Raw genomic sequence first — 23,434 nt, forward strand, 5'->3', positions numbered from 1 at the left:
CACCAGGCACGGGCTCGCCCGGCCCGTGCCCGCCTCCGCTTCGACGAGCGGACCGCGTTCCGGGCCGTCCGTACCGCAGGCGGCTCATCGGCACGCTCGCCGCGTCCGGCGTCACCAGTCGCCGTCGGCGACCGCCTTCCCCGGCCGGGGGGCGTCGCCCAGGGGCAGGACCTGACCGGGAGCCGGGGGCTGCCACGGGGTGTGGTCGTCACCGAGCCAGTCGCCGACCGGCTGCACGCCGCCCAGAGCCTGCGCGGGCGGGAGGTCGGCGGCCGTCTCGTCGTAGTACTCGAACCAGGGCAGCCCGGCCCGCGTATAGGCGGCACGGTCGACCGGCGACGGCGGCGCGTCCTCGCCGGTGATACGGCGCCACTCGGGCGGGGTCACCAGGTGGACGAACACCCGGCCGGCAGGCTCCTTCGCCCAGTCGGAGAAGGGCCGGTCGTCGCGGTGGACCTCCTGCCGCATGGAGCCGCCCACGCCGAGACCCATCGCGGCCGCACGCGCGCGAGGCGGCCCGCCGGACCGGGAAGGCGCGGCGGGCGCCGAACCGGGCGCCGGGGGCGGGGCTCCGAATGCCTGGAGCGCGGGGGGCGCCGGGGGCGCGGCCCCGGGCGCCTGGGGCGCGGCTGGCGGGGCCCCCGCCACGGACCACGCGTTACGCGCCGCACGCTCCGCGCGTACGCGCTCCTCCTCGCGCCAGGCCGCCAGCGCCGAACCCGACAGCCCGAACGCCTGCAACTGGACGCCGCCCCATGTCTCCTCGCCGGTGACCTGCCCCTCCACGGTGGCGCCGAGACCCAGCGGGACGGCGACGAACTGACGCACCGTGCCCCTGCCGGAGTTGATGCCGTCCAGCCACGGCTGGCGCGGCAGCACCACGTAGTTCTGCGGCTTCCGCGTCAGCGTCCCGCGCCACGGTTCGCCGGAAATGGCACACACCTTGCCGACGCCGACCTGGAGCGCGGCGGGTTCGGTACTGCCCGCGAAGCTCAGCCACATGGCCTCGCGCAGATACACGGGCAGCATCACTCCGCCCCGCTCGAGCATCTGCGGCGGCACGGTGCCTGCGTGGTCCTCGACCCGCCGTATCGGGAACTCGCCAAGTCCCGGCGGCAGCGGGTGCGTTCCCGACTCCGGCAGACGCAGCGTCCTGATGAACCGGACCCGCGCTCCCCCGCCCAGCAGCAGGCTGTTTCCATCGATCCGCACGGCGCTCTCCGACACGGCGAACTCCCCCCTCTTCCCGGCACCCTTACGCTGTCGCTGGTATCACGACGCACGGCCGGTCCTGGTTCCGCCCGGAGCCGTCGACCCGCGCCGGCACGGTGACCGTGAGACTGCCCCACCATGCCGACAGTCCGGTCAAGTCGCCGAATGAGGTGAAGTCCAAGCAGCTGTCGAGCAGCTGCTCGACAGCTGCGCCCGGCCGAACGCCGGGCGGCGAGCGGGGTGTCCGGGCCGGCGGTGCGGTACGCGGCTCATCGGGGACGTGAGGCGGAGCCGCGCATGGCGGAGGGGTTCGTGCCGAACCAGCGTGCCACCGCTCGCCGCAGGGTCCGCGCGTCGCTGAAGCCGAGCATCCTGGCGATCCTGTGCAGCGGCAGGTCGCTGGTCATCATGAGTTCCTCGGCCCGGACGAGGCGGACCGAGTCGACGAGCGCCTCGTAGGTGGTGCCGTGTTCGGCGAGCCTTCTGCGCAGGGTCCGTTCACTCATCCCCCGGGCCAGCGCCTGCTGTGCCAGCGGCGGGACGTGGGGCAGGCCGCGGGCGACGGACACTTCCAACCCCTGCACCAGGTCCTGGCGCTCGTGTCCGTGCGTGCGTGCCGTGTCGAGCAGTCCGGCCACCTGGGCGAGGGTGTACGAGTCCGCGCCGGGCAGGGGGCTGCGCAGATCGTCGGCGGCGAACACCAGCCGGTCGTCGGGGGCGTCGAAGGTGACGGGACATCGGAAGTACCGCTCGTACTCGTCCGCGTACGCCGGGCGTTGGTGCCGTACGGCGATGGAGTGCGGCGTGAACTCCTCCCGCCAGGCGTCCCTGATCAGGGCCACGATGCTGCCGAAGGCCTCCTCGAGGAGGAACGCCCGCAGTTCGGAGTCGGTGTACCGTGCGGTCGCCAGGATCGCGGCGCCGGCCGGTACGGTCTCGAGGCGGTAGTCGAGCATGGATCCGGTGGCGCCGTGGTGGCGGACTCCGAGCTCGACGGCGTCGCGGAGCGTGGCGCTGGCCTGCAGGGCGAGGCCGACCAGCCCCCATGCGGTCACCCGCTGACGGCGTCCCACCGCCAGGCCGAGGGCGGGGTCGCCGAGGTCCCGCACCGCCTCCCTGATCACCGAGCTGCCCTGCCGGTAGGACACCCGCAGGCCGACGGCGCTGAGCGCGGCCTCGCTGAGTCCGGCGCGGGCAAGTGCCGGGCCGAGGTCGTGGCCGCGCTCGGCGGCCACGAGGGTGAGGTAGCGCAGGAGATGGGGTGTGATGGTCGCGGATCCGTACCGCGGGTCGGCGAGGCACGCCGGGAACTGTCCTTGTATGGACGTGCGTCCCGGTCTGTACGGCACCGTGGCTTCACCTCCGGGCGGCCACTGTAGGGATTCCGGCAGCGGGAGGACAGGGGTCGTGGCCGCTGAAGTCCCGTTACTGGCCGGTTGAGTCCTCTCCGCCGGCCTCCCAGCCCCCTTACCGTCGGTCACACCTGTCACGAACGACCCGGCCGGGCAAGGCGCGAAGCTGCGCACACACACAGCCGGCACGGATTGCGGTACGAGGGAGTGGACATGCGGTTGTTCCCCGGTTCGAGCGCGAAGGCGCTCTCCCTGCTGCTGGCGGGATCGCTCGGCGCGCTGACCCTGGCGGCCGTGCCCGGCGCCGTCCCCGCGGGCGCGGCTCCGGCAGGGGCGGCGGCCGCCGAGCCGACGACCTATCTCGTCGGCCGGGGCATCTCCGACGTCACCGGGGAAGCCGCGGAAGTCGGCATGATGGGCTACTCGAGCTTCGACCAGAAAGCGAGCGGCATCCATCAACGGCAGCGCTCGCGGGCGTTCATCGTGGCGGACCGGCCAGGCGGCAGCAGGGTGGTGTACGTGAACGCCGACCTGGCCATGATCTTCCAGTCCGTGCGCCAGGGCGTGCTCGCCGAGCTCCGCGAGCGCTACGGCTCGCTCTACGGCGAGCAGAACGTGCTGCTCGCCGCGACGCACACCCACGCGGGCTCCGGCGGCCATTCGCACCACCTGGCGTACAACCTGGCTTCGCTCGGCTTCCAGAAGGACACCTACCGGGCGATCGTCGACGGCATCGTCGAGTCGGTGGCCGAGGCGCACGAGGACCTCGCGCCGGGCACCATCACGCTGGGCAGGGGCGAGCTGACGAACGCGAGCGTGAACCGCTCCAGGACCGCGTTCGACAAGAATCCCGCCCGCGACAAGGCGGCCTTCCCGGGCGCCATCGACCCCGCGATGACGGTGCTCCGCTTCCGGCAGGGCGACAGCGACATCGGCGCCATCAGCTGGTTCGCCACGCACAACACGTCGCTCACGAACAAGAACACCCTCCTCAGCCCGGACAACAAGGGCTATGCAGCGTACGAGTGGGAGCACGACAAGGAGGGCGTGCGCTACCTCGAGAACCGGGAGGGCTTCGTCGCCGCGTTTCCCAACACCAACGCCGGCGACATGTCGCCCAACCTGAATCTGAAGCCCGGCTCGGGGCCGACGGAGGACGAGTTCGAGAACACCCGCATCATCGGCGACCGGCAGTTCCGTAAGGCACAGGAGATCTACGCCGACGCGGCCACCCCGGTCAGCGGCAGCGTGGACTCCCGCCTGCGGTACGTGAACATGGAAGGGGTCACCGTCGCCGGGAAGTACACCCCGGACGGCAAGGAGCACCGCACCTGCCCTGCCGTGGTCGGCGCCTCGACCCTCGCGGGCAGCGTCGAGGACGGACCCGCGATCCCCGGCTTCACCGAGGGCATGAACAGCCCGGTGGCCGCGTTGCTGAAGCCGTTCGACATCGATCCGCCCGAGTGGCTGGTGAGCTGCCAGTATCCGAAGGCGAGTCTGGTGCCCACCGGGCTGGTCAACGCGGTGACGCCGACGACGCCCACGATCCTGCCCCTGCAGATCGTCAAGATCGGCCAGTTCTACCTGGTCGCCGGGCCCGCCGAATACACGATCGTCTCGGGGCTGCGCATCCGCCGATCGGTCGCCGAGGAACTGGGCGTGCCGCTCGAGAACGTGCTGATGCAGGGCTATGCGAACGCCTACAGCCAGTACGTGACGACGCCGGAGGAGTACGACCTGCAGCACTACGAGGGCGGCTCGACGCTCTACGGACGTCACACACTGCCCGCGCACCAGCAGGAATTCGCCTCCCTCGCCGCCTCGTTGCGGGACGGAACGTCCGTCGGCCAGGGCCCGACGCCGCCCGACCAGTCGAACCGGCAGGTCTCTCTGCAGACCGGTGTGGTGATGGACAACCCGCCCTCGGGCAAGAAGTTCGGTGACGTACTGAGCGGGCCCGCGGCTTCCTATGCGCGGGGAGCCACGGTGACGGCCGAGTTCGTGACCGGGCATCCCAAGAACGATCTGCATCGCAACGGGACCTTCCTCGAGGTGCAGCGCCAGGTGAACGGCGCCTGGGTCCGGCACCTCAACGACGGCGACTGGGACACCACGTACCGCTGGGTCCGGCTCAACGGCCTGACGGGCACCTCCAAGGCCGTGGTCACCTGGAAGATCGCGCCCGGAACACCGGCGGGCACGTACCGGATCGTGCACCGGGGTGACGCGAAGAGCCTCCTCGGCAGGATCACCGGTTTCAGCGGGGCGACGGGGACGTTCACGGTCGGCTGACGGGGGGCGGCGCACCCGGTGGCTGCACACCGGGTGCGCATGCATGCAACCACCGTGCACTCGCACAAATGACCGGTGCACACCCGACCGTTTCCGGAATGTAATGCTCAAGTTCTGCTCAGATGTAATGACGCTGAGCCCTGCAACTCCTTACCCTCCTCGCAAAATCGAGTGAAGGATGTCGCACCATGAAGGCCTACAAGTCCGCCGCGACCGCGGCTGTCACCGTGCTCGCCGTCGCCCTCACGGCAACCGCCTGCGGTGGCGACTCCGAGACTTCAGGTGACGGGCCGACGACGACCAGCGCGGACGCCAGGGACCTTCCGAAGCTGCCGACCTACAAGGTCGCGAAGGACGTCGACATCGACTCCCCGACCCTGCAGAAGGCGCAGGCGGCCGGCAAGCTGGTCATCGGAGCGAAGAACGACCAGCCGTTCCTGGGCTTCGAGGACGAGACAGGCAAGCGCTCCGGCTTCGACATCGAGATCGCCAAGATGGTCGCGGCCGACCTCGGTTTCCCCACCGACAAGATCGAGTTCAAGACGGTCGACACCGGAGTCCGGGAGGAGGCCATCTCCAGCGGCGAGGTCGATCTGTACGTCGGCACGTACACCATGAACGACGAGCGCAGGAAGAAGGTCGGGTTCGCCGGCCCCTACTACATGGCCGGCGCCGACCTGCTGATCCGCGAGGACGACAGGACCATCGCGGGGCCGTTCTCCCTGCAGGGCAAGAAGGTCTGCTCGGCCAAGGGTTCGACGGCGCTCCGGGAGATCAAGAAGCCCGACTACAACACCACGACGGTCGAGACCACCAAGTACACCGAGTGCGTCAAGCTGCTGCTCGAGTCCGAGGTCGACGCCGTCACCACGGACGACGCCATCCTCAAGGGCTATGCCGCCCAGCACCCGGACAAGCTGAAGGTCGTCGGCCGCCCGTTCACCGAGGAGCCGTACGGCATCGGCATGGCGAAGGGCGACAAGGCCCTCCGCGAGGCCGTCTCCGACGCCATCGTGGCGCACGACGAGAACGGCGACTACAAGATGGCGTACGACGCGACGCTCGGCCTGTCCGGCTCCCACTACGTGGGTCCGCCGATGGTGCTGCGCCCCTGACGCCGGCCGGCGGGCGGTGCGCATCGGCACACCGGCCGCTCGGACCGCGTGCGATCGGTCCGAGCCGCCCCCCGCGGCCGCTCGGACCGCGCTCCCTCAGACCTCGCCCAGGTCCGAGCTGACCCAGCGCTGCGGGCGCATCCGGATGACCAGCTGGTCACCGTGGTGCTTCCAGGCGAAGTCGACGTAGGGCTCGACCTTCTCCGGTTCCAGGTAGCGCGCCGAGATCTCCACCAGCTGCTCCCGGGTCGCGGCGACCGTCTCGACGACGGGGCCCTCGACCGAGACGTAACGGACCGTTGGTTCCACGCGGTCGACCATCAGCGAGAACCGGCCGGCGGAGGCGATCGCCCGCGCCTTCCGGGAGTCGCGGCCGGTCATGATCCAGATGTCGCCGCCGGATGCGTACTGGTACCAGATCGGCACCGTGAGGGGCGCCCGGTTCTCCTCGCCGGCATCGACCGCGAGTGCTGCGACATGCGGCTCTGCCAGGAACTTCTCGCGGTCTTCACGGGTGAGCGCCACAGTGACTCCTTCGTAGGGTTCGGCCGCCCGCCGGGCGGGCGGCGCCCGTCCGGCTCTCCTCCCCTGTGTCAACAGCAGCCCCGCCGCGCCGTGTTCCCGCCCCGGCCGGACAGACTCGATCGCGGCCGCTGACACGACCGCCCCGGCCGGGCAGAAGTGCCGGCCGGGGCGGTGCGGGGGCGGCGGGCCGCCCGAGATCTTGTCAGCGTCAGCTCAGGGTCGCCAGAGCCTGGTTGAAGGTCTTCGACGGGCGCATGACGGCCGAGGCCTTCGCGGGGTCCGGCTGGTAGTAGCCGCCGATGTCGACCGGGGAGCCCTGCACCGCGATCAGCTCGTCGACGATGGTCTGCTCCTGCTCGCCCAGCGTCTTGGCCAGGGGCGCGAACGCCTCCGCGAGCTGGGTGTCCTCGGTCTGCTTGGCCAGCTCCTGGGCCCAGTACAGGGCCAGGTAGAAGTGGCTGCCGCGGTTGTCGATGCCGCCGAGCTTGCGGCTCGGGGACTTGTCCTCGTTGAGGAAGGTGCCGGTGGCCCGGTCGAGCGTGTCGGCGAGGACCTGTGCGCGGGCGTTGCCCGTGGTCGTCGCGAGGTGCTCGAAGCTGACGGCCAGCGCGAGGAACTCGCCGAGGCTGTCCCAGCGCAGGTAGTTGTCCTTGACGAGCTGCTGCACGTGCTTGGGGGCCGAGCCGCCGGCTCCCGTCTCGAACAGTCCGCCGCCGTTCATCAGCGGGACGACCGAGAGCATCTTGGCGCTGGTGCCGAGCTCCAGGATCGGGAACAGGTCGGTCAGGTAGTCGCGCAGCACGTTGCCGGTGACGGAGATGGTGTCCTCGCCGCGGCGGATGCGCTCCAGGGAGTACGCGGTCGCCTCGACCGGAGACATGATCTCGATCTGCAGGCCCTCGGTGTCGTGCTCGGCCAGGTAGGTCTTGACCTTCTGGATCAGCTGCGCGTCGTGCGCGCGGCCCTCGTCGAGCCAGAACACGGCCGGGACGCCGGTCGCGCGGGCGCGGGTGACGGCGAGCTTGACCCAGTCCTTGATGGGCGCGTCCTTGGTCTGGCACATCCGGAAGATGTCGCCGGCGCTCACGACCTGCTCCAGCACCGCGTTGCCGGCGGCGTCGACGACGCGGACCGTGCCCGTGGTGGGGATCTCGAAGGTCTTGTCGTGGCTGCCGTACTCCTCGGCCTTCTGCGCCATCAGACCGACGTTCGGCACGGAGCCCATCGTCGACGGGTCGAAGGCGCCGTTGGCGCGGCAGTCGTCGACGACGACCTGGTAGACACCCGCGTAGCTGCTGTCCGGCAGGACCGCGAGGGTGTCGGCCTCCTGGCCGTCGGGGCCCCACATGTGGCCGGACGTGCGGATCATCGCCGGCATGGACGCGTCGACGATGACGTCGGACGGCACGTGCAGATTGGTGATGCCGCGGTCGGAGTCGACCATCGCGAGGGCAGGGCCCTCGCCGAGCTCCGCGTCGAAGGAGGCCTTGATCTCGGCGCCCTCGGGCAGGGCCTCGAGGCCCTTGTAGATGCCGCCGAGGCCGTCGTTCGGCGTGAGGCCGGCCTTGGCGAGCGCCTCGCCGTACCGGGCGAAGGTCTTCGGGAAGAAGGCGCGTACCACGTGGCCGAAGATGATCGGGTCGGAGACCTTCATCATCGTGGCCTTCAGGTGCACGGAGAACAGCACGTCCTCCGCCTTGGCGCGGGCGACCTGGGCGGTGAGGAACTCACGCAGGGCGGCGACGCGCATGACGGACGCGTCGACGACCTCACCTGTGAGGACCGGGACCGACTCGCGCAGCACGGTGGTGGTGCCGTCGTCACCCTTGAGCTCGATACGCAGGGCGCCGTCCTCGGCGACGGCCGCGGACTTCTCGGTGGAGCGGAAGTCGTCCACGCCCATGGTGGCGACGTTCGTCTTCGAGTCCGCGGTCCACGCGCCCATGCGGTGCGGGTGGGCCTTGGCGTAGTTCTTGACCGAGGCGGGGGCGCGGCGGTCGGAGTTGCCCTCGCGCAGGACCGGGTTGACGGCACTGCCCTTGACCTTGTCGTAACGGGCGCGGATGTCGCGCTCCTCGTCGGTCTTCGGGTCGTCCGGGTAGTCCGGCAGCGCGTAGCCCTGCTCCTTGAGCTCGGCGACCGCGGCCTTCAGCTGCGGGATGGAGGCCGAGATGTTCGGCAGCTTGATGATGTTCGCTTCGGGCGTCTTGGCCAGGGCCCCGAGCTCAGCGAGGGCGTCGTCGATGCGCCGGCCCTCTTCGAGGTACTCGGGGAACTGGGAGATGATCCGTCCCGCGAGCGAGATGTCACGGGTCTCCACGGTGACACCGGCCGTCGATGCGTACGCCTGGATCACAGGCAGGAACGAGTACGTCGCCAGGGCGGGCGCCTCGTCAGTGTGCGTGTAAATGATGGTCGAGTCAGTCACCGGGTGCTCCGCTCTCCACGTCTGCAACATTGCTCGACATCAAGATATCCCGTGATCGCTCCCCACTCGACAGGGCCCTGCCCCGGGGCGGACCAAGCCGGCCCGGCCGGGTGTTCCGGGGGCTGCCGTCAGGGTCGTCGTGTCGGTGCAGCGGGCCTGGCAGGACGGGGATCGCGGTGGCGGTACTGGGATCGCCGCGGCTTTGCAGCGGGGCGTCGCGACGGCGTAAAGCGGTGGGCCGACGGGCTCGGCACGCGTAGGCTCCGGCCCCGTGGACGTCATGAGCATGGACAGTTTGCGCTCGACGGTCGTCGCGTGGGCGGCCGGCGGATCGGGCGGCGCGGCCGCGGCGGCGGCCGCGCAGGAGGAGGCCGTGGCCGCCGGACTGCGCACGATCGTGCTCGTCGAGGGCCGCAGTGACAGGGCCGCGGTGGAAGCCCTGGCGCTTCACCAGGGACGCGATCTCGACGCGGAAGGCGTCTCCGTCGTCCCCATGGGAGGTGCGACGAACATCGGCCGCTTCCTGGAGCTGGTCGGCAAAGGAGGGCTCGACGTCGAGTCCGCGGGGCTGTGCGACGCCGCGGAAGAGGGCTTCTTCCGGCGCGCCCTGGAGCGAGCGGGCCTCGGGTCCCACCCTGACCGTGACGCGCTGCAACGGCGCGGCTTCCAGGTCTGCGAGGCCGACCTCGAGGACGAGCTCCTGCGGGCCCTGGGGACCGACACCGTGGAGCGGGTCCTCGCCGCCCAGGGCGATCTGCGGTCGTTCCGTACCTTCCAGAAACAGCCCGCACAACGGGAGCGGACCGTTCACAAGCAGCTGCGGCGCTTCATGGGCACCCACAGCGGACGCAAGATCCACTATGCCCGGATGCTGGTCGAGGAACTGGACCCCGGCCGGGTACCGGGGCCGCTGCTCCGGTTGCTCGACCAGGTCTGACCGGAACGGTCGACCAGGCCGGGCAGACCCCTAACGGCGGCCCGCGGTGGCCATACCGTCGCCGAAGTCGAAAATCCGCCCCATCTCGCGCAGCGTCTCCTCGGCGGTGCGTCGGACGTCGGCGGGCACGTCGCCCCGCTCGTCCACCAGGTCCGCGTAGATCGGTGCCTCGGTGCGGTCTGCGGAACTCATCTCGAACAGGGTCCTTTCCCAGGGGTCGCTTCGTGCCGCCATCGGTGACGGCCGAGAGCAGTGACCGAGTGTAGGAGGTGGGGTGTGCGCTCCTGTCGGCACCCCTTTCCCCCGCTCCCGCCCCGAGGCCCCGCGAACCCCTCTGCACCGCTGTGACCTCGCAGAACGATCCGATCCGGGTCGCCGGTGGCGACGAGGATCCGGGTCAGGACGTGTCTCACGGAGTGGTCGCGTCTGCTTCCGGGAGGGCCTGCTCGGCCCAGATCGTCTTCCCCGAGGGGCTGTGTCTGGTCCCCCAGCGTTCGGTGAGACTCGCGACCAGCAGCAGGCCGCGGCCGCCCTCGTCGAAGATCCGGGCCCGGCGCAGATGGGGCGCGGTGCTGCTGCCGTCGGACACCTCACAGATGAGCGAGGCGTCCCGGATGAGACGGAGCCGGATGGGATCGCCGCCGTAGCGGATGGCGTTGGTGACGAGCTCGCTGACGACCAGCTCGGTGGTGAAGGCGGCGTCGCCCAGGCCCCACTCCTCCAGCTGGGCCGAGGCGTGCCTGCGGGCGTCGGCGACCACCGCGGGATCGGCGGGAAGGTCCCAGGACGCGTGGCGGTGGGCGTCGAGCCGGTGGGTGCGGGCGAGGAGCAGGGCGACGTCGTCGGGCGGGCGCTCGACCAGCATGGCGTCCATGACGGTGTCGCAGGTCTCCTCGAGCGAGGCCGGCGTACGGGCGAGGGTCTTGCGCAACAGCGCGAGCGAGGTGTCGACGTCAGGTCCAGGGGCCTCGGTCAGGCCGTCGGTGTACAGGGCCAGCAGGGTGCCCTCCGGCAGCTCGAACTCCGCTGCTTCGAACGGCAGCCCGCCGACGCCCAGGGGCGGACCGCTCGGCAGACCGAGCAGGGGCGAGGCGCCGTCGGGCCGGACGAGTACCGGCTCGGGGTGACCGGCGCTCGCCATGGTGCAGCGCCCCGCGACCGGGTCGTACACGGCGTACAGACAGGTCGCCCCCGCGACGGGCCAGCTGTCGGCGGCGTCCCCCGCCTCCTCGTGGTCCAGTTTCTGGACGAGGTCGTCCAACTGGGTGAGCAGCTCGTCCGGAGCCAGGTCCACCTCGGCCAGGGTCCGTACGGCGGTGCGCAGACGTCCCATGGTCGCCGATGCCTGCACACCGTGGCCGATGACGTCGCCGACGACGAGGGCGACCCTGGCCCCCGACAGCGGGATGACGTCGAACCAGTCCCCTCCGATGCCGGCGCCCGTGGTGTTGGGCAGATAGCGGGAGGCGACTTCCACCGCCCGCTGCCGTGCCGTCCGGCGGGGCAGCAGACTCCGCTGCAGGGCGAGGGCGGTGGCGCGCTCGCGGGTGTAGCGGCGTGCGTTGTCGACGCACACGGCGGCGCGGGCGGCGAGTTCCGCGGCCAGTTGCAGGTCGTGCTCGTCGAACGGGTCCAGAGTGCGGTGGCGGCAGAACACGGCCATGCCGAGGGTGGTGCCGCGGGCCAGGAGCGGTGCCACGATCGCGGAGTGGACCCGGTGGTCACGCATGCTGCGGATCCGCTGCGGGTCGGCTCCGGTCCAGTTGCGCAGGACCTCCTCGTCGACGGGGTATCTCGCCGTCTTCCCCATGGCCAGGGCGCGGCCCACGGCCGAGTCGCGGTCGAAGGAGTGCGTCTCCCCCAGCGGAACCATCGACTCCGGGCAATCCGGCAGCACGGACGCCTGTCCCGCCCGGCAGAAGACGATGGTGTCCGTACCGCCGACCGGCCGTCCTTCCTCGCCCTCAAGGACGGGGGCGAGCAGGTCGACGGCGACGAAGTCGGCGAAGTTCTCCGTGGCGAGCTCCGCGAGTTCCTCCGCGGTACGGCGCAGATCGAGCGTGCTGCCGATACGCCGGCTGGCCTCGTTGAGCACGGCCATGCGCTGCCGCACCCGGTACTGCTCCGTGGTGTCCTGCGAAACCACGGCCACACCCTGCACCGCGCCCGTGTCGTCCTTCACCGGGGACAGGACGGCCACCCGCGCCTGCTCCGGGCTGCCGCCGGTGGGCGGCCAGGTCACGCCGGGACGCGGGCAGGTCTCGTAGGTCCGGGGCTCACCGGTCCGCATCACCTGCTCGACGGCCTTTTCGAGGCCTTCCGCGCCTTCGGGCAAAACGCCCGGCACCACCTCGCCCGGCCGCAGACCGATCAGTTGTTCCTTCGGCCTGCCCGCCGCACTGGCGGCTGCCGCATTGACGGCGACGAGTCGTAGGCTCCGGTCGAAGAACATGACGGGGACCGGCAACTGCTCCAGGATCCGCCGCTGCAGTTCACGGCCGGGCACCGCCGACTCCGGCCCGGCGCCGCCGTCGTCCGGCCGACCGGTCACCTGTTGGGCCATCGGGTCTCCACTCGCCCTTTCGCACCGCGCCGCACGCTGTCCCAGGAACCGCTCCCGGCACTCCCAGCATGCTCCCGCGCCGCTGCCCGCTCAACTGCCGGTTCCGGACAACTCGGGCAGCCTCGGCGCCCGCGGCCCGGCCCTGGCTGCGCCTGGCGGTGGCCTGCCCAAGGGCACGCATGCGGTGACGCGCCTGTGGTGAGCCGAGGCTCATGACCGTGGTCGTGGGCATGGGGTCGTCGTGGGCATGGGCGCCGTGCTGTGCGTGTCCGAGGACACGGCCGTGCAAGTGGTGCTGGTGGCGCTCGTGGTCGTGGTGCCCGTGGTGGGTGCCTGCGTGGTGATCGCTCACGAAACCGGCCTTCCGCCGCGACGCTGAGGGCGTCGGGCTGCGCCACTCACCGCGAGGTCAAATCTTACCGAACGTAGTTCCGGACAATGGGAAACATGACGCACACCGCAGACACCTTCACCGCCGGCTCCGACGCCCCCGCCGAGCACATCGACGTCGTCGTCGTGGGCGCCGGTCTGTCCGGCGTCGGCGCGGGGTACCGGCTCCAGACGGAGTGCCCGGAGCGCTCGTACGCGATCCTCGAGGCGCGGCAGTCCATGGGCGGAACATGGGACCTGTTCCGTTACCCGGGCGTGCGCTCCGACTCCGACATGTTCACGCTGGGCTACCCGTTCAAGCCGTGGCGGGCCGCGAGGGTGCTGGCCGACGGCAGGTCGATCCTGAGCTACATCGAGGAGACCGCCGCGCAGTTCGGCATCGACCGCAGGATCCGCTACGGCACCAAGGTGCTCGGCGCCGACTGGTCGACCGAGACGGCCCGTTGGACCCTGACCCTCCAGCGCACCGGTGCGGACGGCAGCGTCACCCTGACCACCCTGACGTGCGACTTCCTGTACTGCTGCGCGGGCTACTACGACTACGACCAGGGGCACGCGCCCGAGTTCGCGGGAATCGACGCGTTCGAAGGCCCGGTCGTGCACCCGCAGTTCTGGCCGAAGGAGCTGGACTACGCGGGAAAGCGCGTGGTGGTCATCGGCAGCGGCGCCACCGCCGTCACTCTGGTGCCTTCCATGGCGGAGAGCGCCGCGCAGGTCACCATGCTCCAGCGCACGCCGACCTGGATCGGCTCGCTGCCGTCACGGGACAGGCTGGCCGACGGCATCCGCGCCGTACTGCCCGCGGGCGCTGCGCACCGGCTGGTGCGGACCAAGAACATCCTCTTCGCCCTCGGCCTCTACCAGTTCTGCCGGCGCAGCCCGAAGGCGGCGCGACGCCTGCTGACAGCGATCAACAAGCGCATCGTCCAGGACGACCGGCTGGTCGAGGACCATCTGACGCCCACCTACAACCCGTGGGACCAGCGGCTGTGCGCCGTCCCCGACGCCGATCTGTTCAGGGCGCTGAAGACGGGTGCGGCTGCGATCGTCACCGACCACATCGACCGGTTCGTCCCGGAGGGCATCCGGCTGAGGTCGGGCCGTGTCCTGGAGGCGGACGTGGTCGTGACCGCCACCGGACTGCGGCTGCTGGCCTTCGGCGGCATCACTCCGCACGTCGACGGCGAACCGGTGGAGCTCAACAAGCAGTTCGTGTGGCGCGGCGCGATGATGACCGGCGTCCCCAACTTCGCGATGTGCATCGGCTACACCAACGCCTCGTGGACCCTGCGCGCCGACCTCAGTTCCCGGCTGGTGTGCAAGGTGCTCAACCACATGCGCCACAACGACTACGCGGCCGTGGAACCGCGGCCGACGACCACACTGAACGAGCGCCCGCTGCTCGACCTGGCCTCCGGATACGTCCAGCGCGCCATCGACGCCTTCCCCCGCCAGGGCGACCGCGGCCCGTGGCAGGTCAGGCAGAACTACGTGCTCGACGCCGCGACGACGATGCGCACCAACCTGCACAGAACGCTCGCACCCACTCCTGCCGACCGCGTACGCCGGCCGGGGGACGTGCGGGTCTGACCGGCGGTTGCCACGTGGGAGCGTTCAGCGGTGTTCGGGGTTGGGGAAGTCGAAACGGCAGCCCGCGTCCCACTCGGACCGCTGGTTGCCGTGGGCGGGGATTCCGCCGGCGCGCCTGAGCAGGGCCGCCAGGTGCATCAGGTTCCAGGTCATGAAGGTGGTGTTGCGGTTGGTGAAGTCGTTCTCCGGGCCTCCGGAGCCGTCGTCGAGATACGAGGGCCCCGGCCCGGCCTCGCCGATCCAGCCCGCGTCGGCCTGCGGGGGAATGGTGTAGCCGAGGTGCTGGAGGCTGTAGAGGACATTCATCGCGCAGTGTTTGACGCCGTCCTCGTTGCCGGTGATCAGACAGCCGCCCACCCGGCCGTAATAGGCGTACTGTCCACGGTCGTTGAGCAGGCTCGAGCAGGCGTAGAGCCGTTCGACGACCTGTTTCGTCACCGAGCTGTTGTCACCGAGCCAGATGGGCCCCGCCAGGACCAGGATGTCGGCGGCCATCACGCGCTCGTACAGCGCCGGCCACGCGTCCGTGGCCCAGCCGTGCTCGGTCATGTCCGGCCAGACACCGGTCGCGATGTCGTGGTCGACGGCCCGGACCAGTTCGGTGGTGACACCGTTGGCCTCCATCACCGCGCGGCTCTTGTCGATCAGTCCCTGGGTGTTGCTGACCTCAGGGGAGCGTTTGAGGGTGCAGTTGACGAACAGCGCGCGCAGGTCGTCGTAGCGCAGGCCGCCGTCGGTGGACGGCGAGGCGGCGGGGACGGTCATGGAGTCGCTCCTGGGGTGGGGCTGTCGCCGGGAGCGTACTGCTGCCGGCGCCGCACGCGTGCGAGGACGAGCACCGTGTCGTCGTCGGGAGGGTCGGGACGCAGACGGGACAGGATGGTGTCCGCCGCCTCCTCCAGATCTGCCGGTGCCCGTCGCAGTTCGGCGCGGGCGGCGGCCATGCCGTCCTCGATGTCCTGGCCGCGCGCTTCGATGAGACCGTCGGTGTAGAGCGCGAGAACGGCGCCGTCGGGCAGGTCGATGTCGAGCGTCTCGAAGGGAAGGCCGCCGACCCCGAGGGGGACTCCCAGCACATCGCTGATCGTCCTGACCGTGCCGTCCGGGTGGAGGACCAGCGGCGGCGGGTGGCCGGCGTTGGCGATACGGGCGCGGCCGGTCGCGGGGTCGTAGAGGATGTAGAGGCATGTCGCCAGTTCGATGCCGGCCTCCTGGGCGCAGGCGTCCAGTTCACCGAGGAGACCGTCCGGTTCCTGGTTGCTCCTCGCGAGTGCCTTGGCGGTGATGCGCAGCCTGCCCATGGCGGCGGCGGCGGGCACTCCGTGTCCCATGACGTCGCCGACGACGAGTGCGACGCGGTCGCCCGGCAGGTTGATCACGTCGTACCAGTCGCCGCCGACCTCGGTGAGGTGGCTGCCAGGGACGTAGCGATGGGCCACCTCCACAGAGGAGCTGGTGGCGAGGGCAGAGGGCAGCAGCGCGCGTTGGAGGGTGAGCGCGATGTGCTGGACCCGGCTGTAGAGGCGTGCGTTGTCGAGACACAGCGCGGCGCGGGAGGCGAGCTCCCCGGCGAGAGTGAGGTCCTGCTCCGTGAAGGGGGGCCGAGCGGCGGAGCGGCCGAACATGGTGATGCCCTGGACAGTGCCCCGGGCGATCAGGGGCGCGAGGAGAAGCCGGCTCAGACCGCTGTCGACCAGGAGCTGGGCACGGTTCTGGTCCATCACGGTCGTGGTGACGAAGTCGGCGTCCACGGGGACGGATACGGGCAGGCCCGTGCGCAGCATCCGGTGGATGCTGGAGCCCGGCGGGTAGGTCACGATCTCGAGCCCGCTCACGAGCTCGGTGGCGGGCGGGGGAAGGATGGTTCCTGAGGCGATCCTGTGGGTGATCAGCGGCAGTTCCGGGTCGAACACCTCGGATTCGTCCATCCACTGCACGACTTCGACGACAGAGGCATCCGCGAAGTCCGGTACCGCTGCCGCGACGAGTTCCCGGGCAGTCACCTCCACGTCGAGGGTGGTACCGATGCGGGCGGTGGCGCGGTTGAGCAGCGCCAGCCTCCGCCGGGTCGCCGTCGCTTCGACGATGGCCTGCTCGCGGTCGGTCACGTCCAGGAGCAGCCCGCCCACTCCGGGCCGGGTGTCGCCTGCCCGGCTGAGCGGGAACAGACTCACCGACCGCACCTGGTCGCGGTCCGGGTGGCCCGGTGTACGCAGACCGACCAGTTCCCCCACGACAGGCGGGCCGCCGGCAGCGACCGCGCGGAGCATCCGCGGAAACTCCCCTCCGTCGGTGGTGAGCAGGACCTCGTCCATGCGCCGGCCGAGGTGCTCCTCGATGGACAGGCCGTCCATCTCGGCGAGCGCATGGTTGACGTGGACGTACCGCAGCTCCTCGTCGAGCATGACCAGGCCGATGGGACAGGTCTCGAAGAGGGCGTCGAGGAACGCGAGGTTGGTCTTCACCCGGTCGAGCTCGTCGCCGCGGCTGGCCAGGACCACGACGACGGAACCGGCCCCGGTGCCGGTCACCGGGAAAGCCCGGAAGCCGCACGGGAAGACGGTGCCGTCCCGGTGCCGGGCGCGATGCCGGACCCGCCAGTATCCGAGGGTCCTGCCCCGCTCCCCCAGCCGCTGGGACGCGGGCTGTTCGCCCGGGGGCGGCTCGGGGAAGAGCATGCCGGCAGGCCGGGACAGCGCCGAGGCGGCGTCGTACCCGAAGAGGTCCTTCGCACCGGGACCCCAATGGCAGATCCGGTCGTCCTCGTCCATGCCGAAAACGGCTACCGGGATGTGCTCCAGCAGTGTCCCGGGCTCGGACCAGAGCGGCGTGGGATCCATCCCGTTCCCCGACCGGTCTGACGGCACGTGACTGTCCCTTCTGCTGCACGACGCCCGGGCCCTTGCCTTATCCGCGGGAGGCGGGGCGAGGGCAAGACATCCTTTTCGTCCCATTGTGCAGAGGTCGAAGCCTGCGCGTAAGCCGGGACGCCGCGCCCGCGCGGGGCCGGTGTCGTGCCGCGGCCTTCGCGTGGCCGGTGCGGTGACGCGCCCCTCGTGCGGGAGCCCCGTTCAGCACCGTGACTCGGCCCGGGTCGCGCCGATGCCGGCGGTGACGACCCATGCCGTTCCGGCCACCTGCAGCACCGCCGGCGTCTGCGCGATGCGGACCATGCCCGCCAGCAGGCTGACGGCGGACTCCAGGCCGGCCAGCGTGCCGTACGTGGCCTTGCCGATGCGCTGGAGGGCTCTCATCTCATCTCCAGCAGGAACGGCACCAGCGGCATGAGCACGGCGATACCCGCCGCCGCGGCGGCCGTCCCTGCCGGCACGCGCCGGCCAGTGGTCGTGGCCGCCCGTCGCGGCCTCGCCGAGGCCATCACGGACAGCCACCGGCGACCGCCGCGCGGGGACGAAGGAGCACGTCGAACGACGCGACCGGCCGTTCGGCAACTCTCCTTGCGCGTCGGGGCGTATGCGCCCCGCGGCCCTGCGGGTACCGTTACTGCTCGCGCAGGCCCCACGGAGAGCCGTACTCGTTCAACAGGTCGAGGAAGGGCACCGGCGGGAGGGCTTCCGGGCCGCGGACGCCGGATCCCGCCCACACGCCGCTCGCGACGAGCTCCAGGGCGACGACGGGGTTGATCGCCGTCTGCCAGACGACTGCCTGCGATCCGTACTCGCGCATCGACCACTGGTTGTCGACCACGTGGTACAGGTACACCTCGCGCGGGGCGTCGTCCTTGGTTCCCTTCACCCAGGTGCCGGCGCAGGTCTTGCCGTGCATCCGGTCGCCGAGCGTGGCCGGGTCCGGCAGACAGGCGGCGACGACGTCGCGCGGGGACACCTGCGCCCCGCCCGGGACGGTCACCTTGTCCGTGCGGTCGAGGCCGAGCTTGTGCAGCGTCTTCAGGGTCTCGATGAAGTCGTCACCGAGACCGTACTTGAACGTGACCCTGCCGGCGTCCACCCAGCGCGGGATCAGCAGCACCTCCTCGTGCTCGACGTTGACGCACTCGACTGGGCCGATGCCCCCGGGGAAGTCGAAGACCTCGGGCTCGCTGAAGGGCGCCGTGGTGAACCAGCCCCGGTCCTTCTCCCAGATCACCGGCGGGTTGAGGCACTCCTCGATGGTGGTCCAGATGGAGAAGGAGGGGGCGAAGTCGTAGCCGTCGACGGTCAGGTTCGCCCCGTCGCGGACGCCGATCTCGTCGATCGTGTCGAACAGTTCGTCCGCCGCGTACCGGGCGAACACGTCGGAGAGCCCCGGCTCGACCCCGACGCCGACGAGTGCCAGCCGCCCCGCCTTCTCCCACTCCGCGGCACGCTCGAACTGCGCGTCGCCGAGCTTGACCCCGCACTCCTCGTAGGGGCGGTCGGGATGCGGGTACGACAGTGACATCGCCATGTCGACGTAGTGCGCCCGTGCCTCGAGCGAGGCCTCGAAGAGCGGCATCACGAATCTCGGATCGGTGGCGTTCAGCAGCACGTCGCACCGTTGGGCCACGAGCAGCGAGGTGACCGCCTCCCGGTCGGAGGCGTCGACCCGGACCGCGCTGAAACGGGTTTCGTCCTCGCCGAGCGCGGCGACCGCCGCCTCGGCACGTGACAGGTCGTAGTCGGCGACGACGATGTGGTCGAAGAATGACCGACGGGCGGCGATCTTGGTGATCGCGGTACCCACACCGCCCGCGCCGACCAGCAGTACTCGCATGAGAAACGCCTTTCCTCGGGGGCCAGCAGCCCTGGTGCAGCCATGAAACGCGCCCTCTTCGCAACACGTCAATCACGTTGGCATAAGCTGGACGGAGGACGGAGGGAGCCCTCATGGCGAAGCAGGTGGTGACGGAGTCGGCGCGCCGGCGCAGGCGGCCGACGAAGAACGGCGTGGTTCTTTCGGAGCAGCTGATCGTGGATACGGCGCTGCGGATGCTGAAGGAACACGGCCGGGAAGGATTGACGGTGCGGCGCCTCGGCACCGCGCTGGGGGCCGACCCGAGCAGCCTGTACCGGTACTTCCGCGGCACCGACGATCTGACGCTGGCGATAGCCGACGAGCTGATGGGCCGGGCGATGCGGGGACGGCGGTCCGTGGGCGGCTGGCGTGCCGACCTGAGAGATCTCGGGCTGCGGATCCACTCCGCCTATCTCGCCCACCCGCAGGCCGCTGTCCTCACGGCCAGCCGGGTCAGCGGCCGGGCGAACGAGATCGCCGCAGACGAGACGATCCTCGGCGTACTGCGCTCCGCCGGATTCCCCGATCCGGAAGCGGTGCGGATCTACCAGGCCTTCATCGACCAGACGCTCGCCTTCGCGGCGCTCGACGCCGCGAGCCTCGCTCTTCCGGACACGGCCCGGACCGCTGACGAGACGGTCTGGCAGGCGACCTATGCCGGGCTGCCCGCGGACACCCACCCGAACATCGCCGCCACGGCGCCGCTACTCGTCGCCCGCATGAACGAGAGCGCGTATCCGCATGCTCTGGACATGCTGCTGGACAGCGCGGAGGCGACGCTCACAGCGGTCCGGCGCGACCGGCCGGCAAAACGCGACAGGGGCATTGCGAACTTGACGTGACGTCAACTTCCATCTGCTGCCGCGCCTTCGGCCTCCGGAGGTCAGGTCCGGTCGGTGTCCCGCCGCACACCATGTGCCTTCGTGCCCGCACCGATCCGGTAGGCCTTCGCCATCACCGCTCCTCGTCCCCGCCGCCGCACTCCACGCCCCGCCCCTCGTGCAGCCCTGCAGCTCGTTCCGAGCCCCGGCGCGGTGCCGGAGCGTGCGTCGACCGCCGCCGGTACCGACCGCGCAGCGTCCTGACCGCGTACCCGCTCACCCATATCACCGCGTACCCGCCTACCGGTATCAATGTCAGTGGCGGCTGCGATGCTTCCCGCATGGACGAGCAGATCATGCGGGGGCGTGTCTACGGAGCCGATCACGACGATCCCGATCCCGGGCCCCGGCCGGGGCGCGCCTACGTCGAACTGGTCGGCGGTCCGCTCGACGGGCTGCTGCTGGACGTCACCGGCTGGACAGCCGGGCAACTCCACGAAGGCGCGGCCCTGCCCACCGAACTCGGCCGCTACGGAGCCGGCGGTCGGGCTCTGTACGGGCCGCGTATCGCGGATGCCCAGCGATTCGACTGGGAGGGCGACAGCCCCTGACGGCCGGGAGCTGGTCGAGCCGCCCCGCAGGCGTGCCGGGGCACCCCCAGCGGTGGGGAACCCCGGCACACGCGTCGGTCGTGGGGTGCGACGCTCACCCAGGAGTCACCCGGCCGCGCCAGCCGCCCGACTCTCCGCCCTGGTGCTCGATGAACTCCTTGAAACGCTTCATGTCGCCCTTGACGCGTCGGTCGATCATGCCGGACGCGCTGGCGGCCTTCTCGGCCATGCCGTGGGGTTCGACGTCCATGACGAGCTCCACACGGGTGTGGCTGTCGTCCAGGCGCTGGAAGCGGACCATGCCCATCTGGCGGGTCTCCCCGCTGGTGGTACGCCAGGCGATCCGCTCGTCGGGCAGCTGGTCGACGATCTCGGTGTCGAACTCTCGGCGCACGCCACCGATCTTCGTCGTCCAGTGGTTGTGCCGGTCGTCGACCTGCCGGACCTCTTCGACTCCCTCCATGAACCGGGGGAAATCCTCGAACATCGTCCACTGGTTGTAAGCGGTGTGCAGCGGGACGTCCACGTCCACGGACTCCTTCACCATGCTCATGTTGTGCCTCCTCCAGCTTCGACCGTCACGCGGGGGCTTTCCGCCGCGCGGTCGGGGACGAGAAGGCGGGTACCCGGGGCCGCCGCGATGATGCCCGCTTACCCCGGCCCGTCGGCGGCGCCCCCGTCGCCGGAGAACGGAGACACGAGAGCCCTGGGCCGCAGGCATCACAGCTGCGGGAACTCCGGCGCGACCTTCAGCGCCCCGGCTGCCGTCGCCCAGATCACCCCCTGCGCCGAGTCGACGGTGACCCGTGGGTCGCCCAGCATCAGGCGGATGCCGAAGCCGTCGCACAGGGCGAGGAGCGTCGTGCTGACGGCGTCGACGTCGCAGTCGGCGAACTCCCCCGCCTCGATACCGCGTTTCACGGGCCAGCTCCCCTGGCGCCCCGCCAACGTCCTCGCGTGATCGTGCAGGAGGAGATCTTCGGACCCGTTGTCACCGTTCAGTCCTTCACCGACGAGCAGGAGGCTGTGCGTCTCGCGAACGACACTTGCTACGGCCTCGCGGCGAGCGTCTGGACCGCCGATCACGACCGCGCCATGCGGGCGACGCGGGCGCTGCACACGGGCATCGTGTGGGTGAACACGCATGGGACCACGGTCTCGGAGATGCCGCACGGCGGCGTGCGGCACTCCGGATACGGCAGCGACCTGTCGATGGCAGGTCTGCTGGACTACACGCAGGTCAAACACGTCATGCTGTGAACAGGCACCGCCCGGCAGGAGCAGATGGCGGGAGCGGCCGGCGACGCGCATCAGCGCAGCGGGTCTTCGGCCTTGGCCGGGGCGAGCAGCTCGAGCGAGAGGTCCCACAGCCGCGCCGCCAGATCCCGTCGGCGTGCCGTGCGGCTGGGCGTCTCCGGTCCTGCGGGCCCGAAGACCAGTCGGCGCGGACCGTAGAGGGTGCCGTTGTGTGCGGCCGGGTCGGTCGCGGCGCGCAGGGTCGGCCAGGCGCCGGCGGCGGCGGGCTGCGCGGCGACCCTGTCGAACAGGGAGAGCATCCGCGCCTGTACGCCGTTGTCCTTGCCTAGCTCGGTGGCCGCGTAGCCGGGGTGCGCGGCGAGGGACAGGGCGCCGCGGCCCTCGTTGCGCCGGGCGAGTTCGGCGGCGAAGAGCATGTTCGCCAGCTTGGACTGGAAGTAGGCGGTCCAGCGGTTGTAGCGGCCGCGCTCGAAGTTCGGGTCGTCCAGCCGGATACGGCCGGGGCGGTGTCCCATGCTGGTGAGGGTCACGACGCGGGCACCCGGTGTGGCGTTCAGCCGCGGCAGGAGCCGGAGCGTGAGGGCCATGTGGCCCAGGTGGTTGACGCCGAACTGGGTCTCGAAGCCGTCGACCGTCCGGGAGCGGGGCATGGCCATCAGACCCGCGTTGTTGATGAGCAGGTCGATGCGGTCGTCCGGCAGGTTCTCGGCGAATCGCGCGATCGACTCCTGGTCCGCGAGGTCCAGCGGTGCCGTGCGCAGGCGGGTGGGGTCGATGCCGAGGCCGAGGAGCGACCGGCGTGCGGCAGCGGCCTTCCCCTCATTGCGGCAGGCCATCACCACGGTCGCCCCCTGCTGGGCGAGGACGCGGGTGGTGTGGAGCCCGAGTCCGGCGTTGGCGCCGGTCACCACGGCGAGGGTGCCGTCGGCGAGGCGGGGGACGTGTTCTTCGGTCCAGCCGGTCATGGGGCATCTCCTTAACATGAACTGAGGTTCACCATTTATAGTGAACCTCAGTTCATGTTCGGTCAAGCAGGCAGTACGCAGACAATGGGAGGCTCCAGTGGTCCGTGCCGACTCACTGCGCAATCGGGAGCGCATCCTCACCGCCGCCGGCGCTCTGCTCGCCGCCCGGGGCGAGGGCGTGGGGATGGACGAGATCGCCGCGGAGGCCGGGGTCGCCGTAGGGACGCTGTACCGCCACTTCCCCACGAAATCCCGCCTGATCGCCGCCGCCCTGGCCGAACTGACGGAGCGGCTGGTCGCCGATGTCCGGGCGGCGGCCGACCGGGTGGAGAACGGCGCCGACCCGGTCGCGGAACTGCGCGGCCTGCTCGAGTGGCTCATCACCAAGCCCGCCGCCGACAAAGCGATCAAGGCGGCCGCGACGGGTCTTGCCGCCGACGCCCTGCAGGAGATGGAGAGCCGCGGTTTCGCCGAAGTGGATCGCATCACCGCCGTCGCACATGCCCGTGGCCTCCTCCACCCGGACATCACCACGGCGGACTTCGCCCTCATCGCCGCCACGGCACCCGACGACACCCTGCCCGCGGCGGCCCGCGACCGGTGGATCGAACTGGCGCTCCGCTCCGTCCTGGCCTGACACCG

At 70.7% G+C, this 23,434-nt stretch carries 21 protein-coding genes; 9 read left to right on the forward strand and 12 right to left on the reverse strand.

Annotated elements, in window-relative coordinates:
* Nucleotides 1-111 precede the first annotated feature (111 nt).
* Both ACZ4SA_RS22185 and ACZ4SA_RS22190 read right to left on the reverse strand, forming a co-directional pair.
* Nucleotides 112-1,227, reverse strand: coding sequence for a hypothetical protein (locus ACZ4SA_RS22185; RefSeq protein ID WP_468277156.1), 1,116 nt, complete (start codon nucleotides 1,225-1,227; stop codon nucleotides 112-114).
* Between the two features lie 254 nt (nucleotides 1,228-1,481).
* Nucleotides 1,482-2,561, reverse strand: coding sequence for an AraC family transcriptional regulator (locus ACZ4SA_RS22190; RefSeq protein WP_468277158.1), 1,080 nt, complete (start codon nucleotides 2,559-2,561; stop codon nucleotides 1,482-1,484).
* A 216-nt stretch (nucleotides 2,562-2,777) separates the two neighbouring features.
* Between ACZ4SA_RS22190 and ACZ4SA_RS22195 the strand changes: the two genes are divergently transcribed.
* Nucleotides 2,778-4,856 (forward strand): neutral/alkaline ceramidase, encoded by a 2,079-nt coding sequence (locus tag ACZ4SA_RS22195; RefSeq protein ID WP_468277161.1) that lies wholly within the window; start codon nucleotides 2,778-2,780, stop codon nucleotides 4,854-4,856.
* Between the two features lie 188 nt (nucleotides 4,857-5,044).
* Nucleotides 5,045-5,971, forward strand: a complete 927-nt coding sequence (locus ACZ4SA_RS22200; protein WP_468277163.1) for a glutamate ABC transporter substrate-binding protein — start codon at nucleotides 5,045-5,047, stop codon at nucleotides 5,969-5,971.
* A gap of 96 nt (nucleotides 5,972-6,067) precedes the next feature.
* On the opposite strand, the gene ACZ4SA_RS22205 is transcribed toward ACZ4SA_RS22200, so the two are convergent.
* A complete protein-coding gene (locus ACZ4SA_RS22205) occupies nucleotides 6,068-6,496 on the reverse strand; it encodes a pyridoxamine 5'-phosphate oxidase family protein (RefSeq protein WP_468277166.1) in 429 nt (142 codons plus the stop codon).
* A gap of 208 nt (nucleotides 6,497-6,704) precedes the next feature.
* On the reverse strand, nucleotides 6,705-8,924 hold the full coding sequence (locus ACZ4SA_RS22210; RefSeq protein WP_468277168.1) for an NADP-dependent isocitrate dehydrogenase: 2,220 nt from the start codon (nucleotides 8,922-8,924) through the stop codon (nucleotides 6,705-6,707).
* Nucleotides 8,925-9,210: 286 nt separating this feature from the next.
* Between ACZ4SA_RS22210 and ACZ4SA_RS22215 the strand changes: the two genes are divergently transcribed.
* A complete protein-coding gene (locus ACZ4SA_RS22215) occupies nucleotides 9,211-9,861 on the forward strand; it encodes a TOPRIM nucleotidyl transferase/hydrolase domain-containing protein (RefSeq protein WP_468277350.1) in 651 nt (216 codons plus the stop codon).
* A 30-nt stretch (nucleotides 9,862-9,891) separates the two neighbouring features.
* Here ACZ4SA_RS22215 and ACZ4SA_RS22220 read toward each other — a convergent pair whose 3' ends face one another.
* Both ACZ4SA_RS22220 and ACZ4SA_RS22225 read right to left on the reverse strand, forming a co-directional pair.
* Complete coding sequence (locus ACZ4SA_RS22220) at nucleotides 9,892-10,053, reverse strand: hypothetical protein (protein ID WP_468277170.1); 162 nt, start codon at nucleotides 10,051-10,053, stop codon at nucleotides 9,892-9,894.
* A 217-nt stretch (nucleotides 10,054-10,270) separates the two neighbouring features.
* Nucleotides 10,271-12,424 carry a SpoIIE family protein phosphatase gene (locus ACZ4SA_RS22225; RefSeq protein WP_468277173.1) on the reverse strand — a complete coding sequence of 718 codons (2,154 nt, stop codon included), beginning with the start codon at nucleotides 12,422-12,424 and terminating at the stop codon, nucleotides 10,271-10,273.
* 247 nt (nucleotides 12,425-12,671) lie between these two features.
* On the opposite strand from ACZ4SA_RS22225, the gene ACZ4SA_RS22230 reads away from it, so the two are divergent.
* Nucleotides 12,672-12,803, forward strand: a complete 132-nt coding sequence (locus ACZ4SA_RS22230) for a hypothetical protein (RefSeq protein WP_468277175.1) — start codon at nucleotides 12,672-12,674, stop codon at nucleotides 12,801-12,803.
* Between the two features lie 68 nt (nucleotides 12,804-12,871).
* Complete coding sequence (locus tag ACZ4SA_RS22235) at nucleotides 12,872-14,404, forward strand: flavin-containing monooxygenase (protein ID WP_468277177.1); 1,533 nt, start codon at nucleotides 12,872-12,874, stop codon at nucleotides 14,402-14,404.
* Nucleotides 14,405-14,428: 24 nt separating this feature from the next.
* Here ACZ4SA_RS22235 and ACZ4SA_RS22240 read toward each other — a convergent pair whose 3' ends face one another.
* The 4 genes from ACZ4SA_RS22240 to ACZ4SA_RS22255 form a co-directional block, all read right to left on the reverse strand.
* Nucleotides 14,429-15,169, reverse strand: coding sequence for a flavodoxin family protein (locus tag ACZ4SA_RS22240; RefSeq protein ID WP_468277179.1), 741 nt, complete (start codon nucleotides 15,167-15,169; stop codon nucleotides 14,429-14,431).
* Nucleotides 15,166-17,244, reverse strand: a complete 2,079-nt coding sequence (locus ACZ4SA_RS22245; protein ID WP_468277181.1) for a SpoIIE family protein phosphatase — start codon at nucleotides 17,242-17,244, stop codon at nucleotides 15,166-15,168. Before ACZ4SA_RS22245 ends, ACZ4SA_RS22240 begins: the two co-directional genes overlap by 4 nt.
* A gap of 231 nt (nucleotides 17,245-17,475) precedes the next feature.
* Nucleotides 17,476-17,658, reverse strand: coding sequence for a hypothetical protein (locus ACZ4SA_RS22250; RefSeq protein ID WP_468277183.1), 183 nt, complete (start codon nucleotides 17,656-17,658; stop codon nucleotides 17,476-17,478).
* A gap of 247 nt (nucleotides 17,659-17,905) precedes the next feature.
* Nucleotides 17,906-19,117 carry a saccharopine dehydrogenase family protein gene (locus tag ACZ4SA_RS22255; protein WP_468277185.1) on the reverse strand — a complete coding sequence of 404 codons (1,212 nt, stop codon included), beginning with the start codon at nucleotides 19,115-19,117 and terminating at the stop codon, nucleotides 17,906-17,908.
* A 113-nt stretch (nucleotides 19,118-19,230) separates the two neighbouring features.
* Between ACZ4SA_RS22255 and ACZ4SA_RS22260 the strand changes: the two genes are divergently transcribed.
* A complete protein-coding gene (locus ACZ4SA_RS22260; protein ID WP_468277187.1) occupies nucleotides 19,231-19,980 on the forward strand; it encodes a TetR/AcrR family transcriptional regulator C-terminal domain-containing protein in 750 nt (249 codons plus the stop codon).
* Nucleotides 19,981-20,300: 320 nt separating this feature from the next.
* A complete protein-coding gene (locus ACZ4SA_RS22265; protein ID WP_468277189.1) occupies nucleotides 20,301-20,570 on the forward strand; it encodes a hypothetical protein in 270 nt (89 codons plus the stop codon).
* 94 nt (nucleotides 20,571-20,664) lie between these two features.
* Here ACZ4SA_RS22265 and ACZ4SA_RS22270 read toward each other — a convergent pair whose 3' ends face one another.
* Nucleotides 20,665-21,123 (reverse strand): SRPBCC family protein, encoded by a 459-nt coding sequence (locus ACZ4SA_RS22270; protein ID WP_468277191.1) that lies wholly within the window; start codon nucleotides 21,121-21,123, stop codon nucleotides 20,665-20,667.
* A 230-nt stretch (nucleotides 21,124-21,353) separates the two neighbouring features.
* Here ACZ4SA_RS22270 and ACZ4SA_RS22275 point away from each other — a divergent pair, with 230 nt between their 5' ends.
* Nucleotides 21,354-21,830, forward strand: a complete 477-nt coding sequence (locus ACZ4SA_RS22275) for an aldehyde dehydrogenase family protein (RefSeq protein ID WP_468277351.1) — start codon at nucleotides 21,354-21,356, stop codon at nucleotides 21,828-21,830.
* A gap of 50 nt (nucleotides 21,831-21,880) precedes the next feature.
* Here the strand turns inward: ACZ4SA_RS22275 and ACZ4SA_RS22280 are convergent, their stop codons facing one another.
* Nucleotides 21,881-22,792: an oxidoreductase gene (locus ACZ4SA_RS22280; RefSeq protein ID WP_468277193.1), complete on the reverse strand. Its 912-nt coding sequence runs from the start codon at nucleotides 22,790-22,792 to the stop codon at nucleotides 21,881-21,883.
* Nucleotides 22,793-22,889: 97 nt separating this feature from the next.
* Between ACZ4SA_RS22280 and ACZ4SA_RS22285 the strand changes: the two genes are divergently transcribed.
* Nucleotides 22,890-23,429: a TetR/AcrR family transcriptional regulator gene (locus ACZ4SA_RS22285; RefSeq protein ID WP_468277194.1), complete on the forward strand. Its 540-nt coding sequence runs from the start codon at nucleotides 22,890-22,892 to the stop codon at nucleotides 23,427-23,429.
* Nucleotides 23,430-23,434: the final 5 nt, after the last annotated feature.

It is taken from the genome of Streptomyces sp. NPDC027962 (assembly GCF_055566095.1).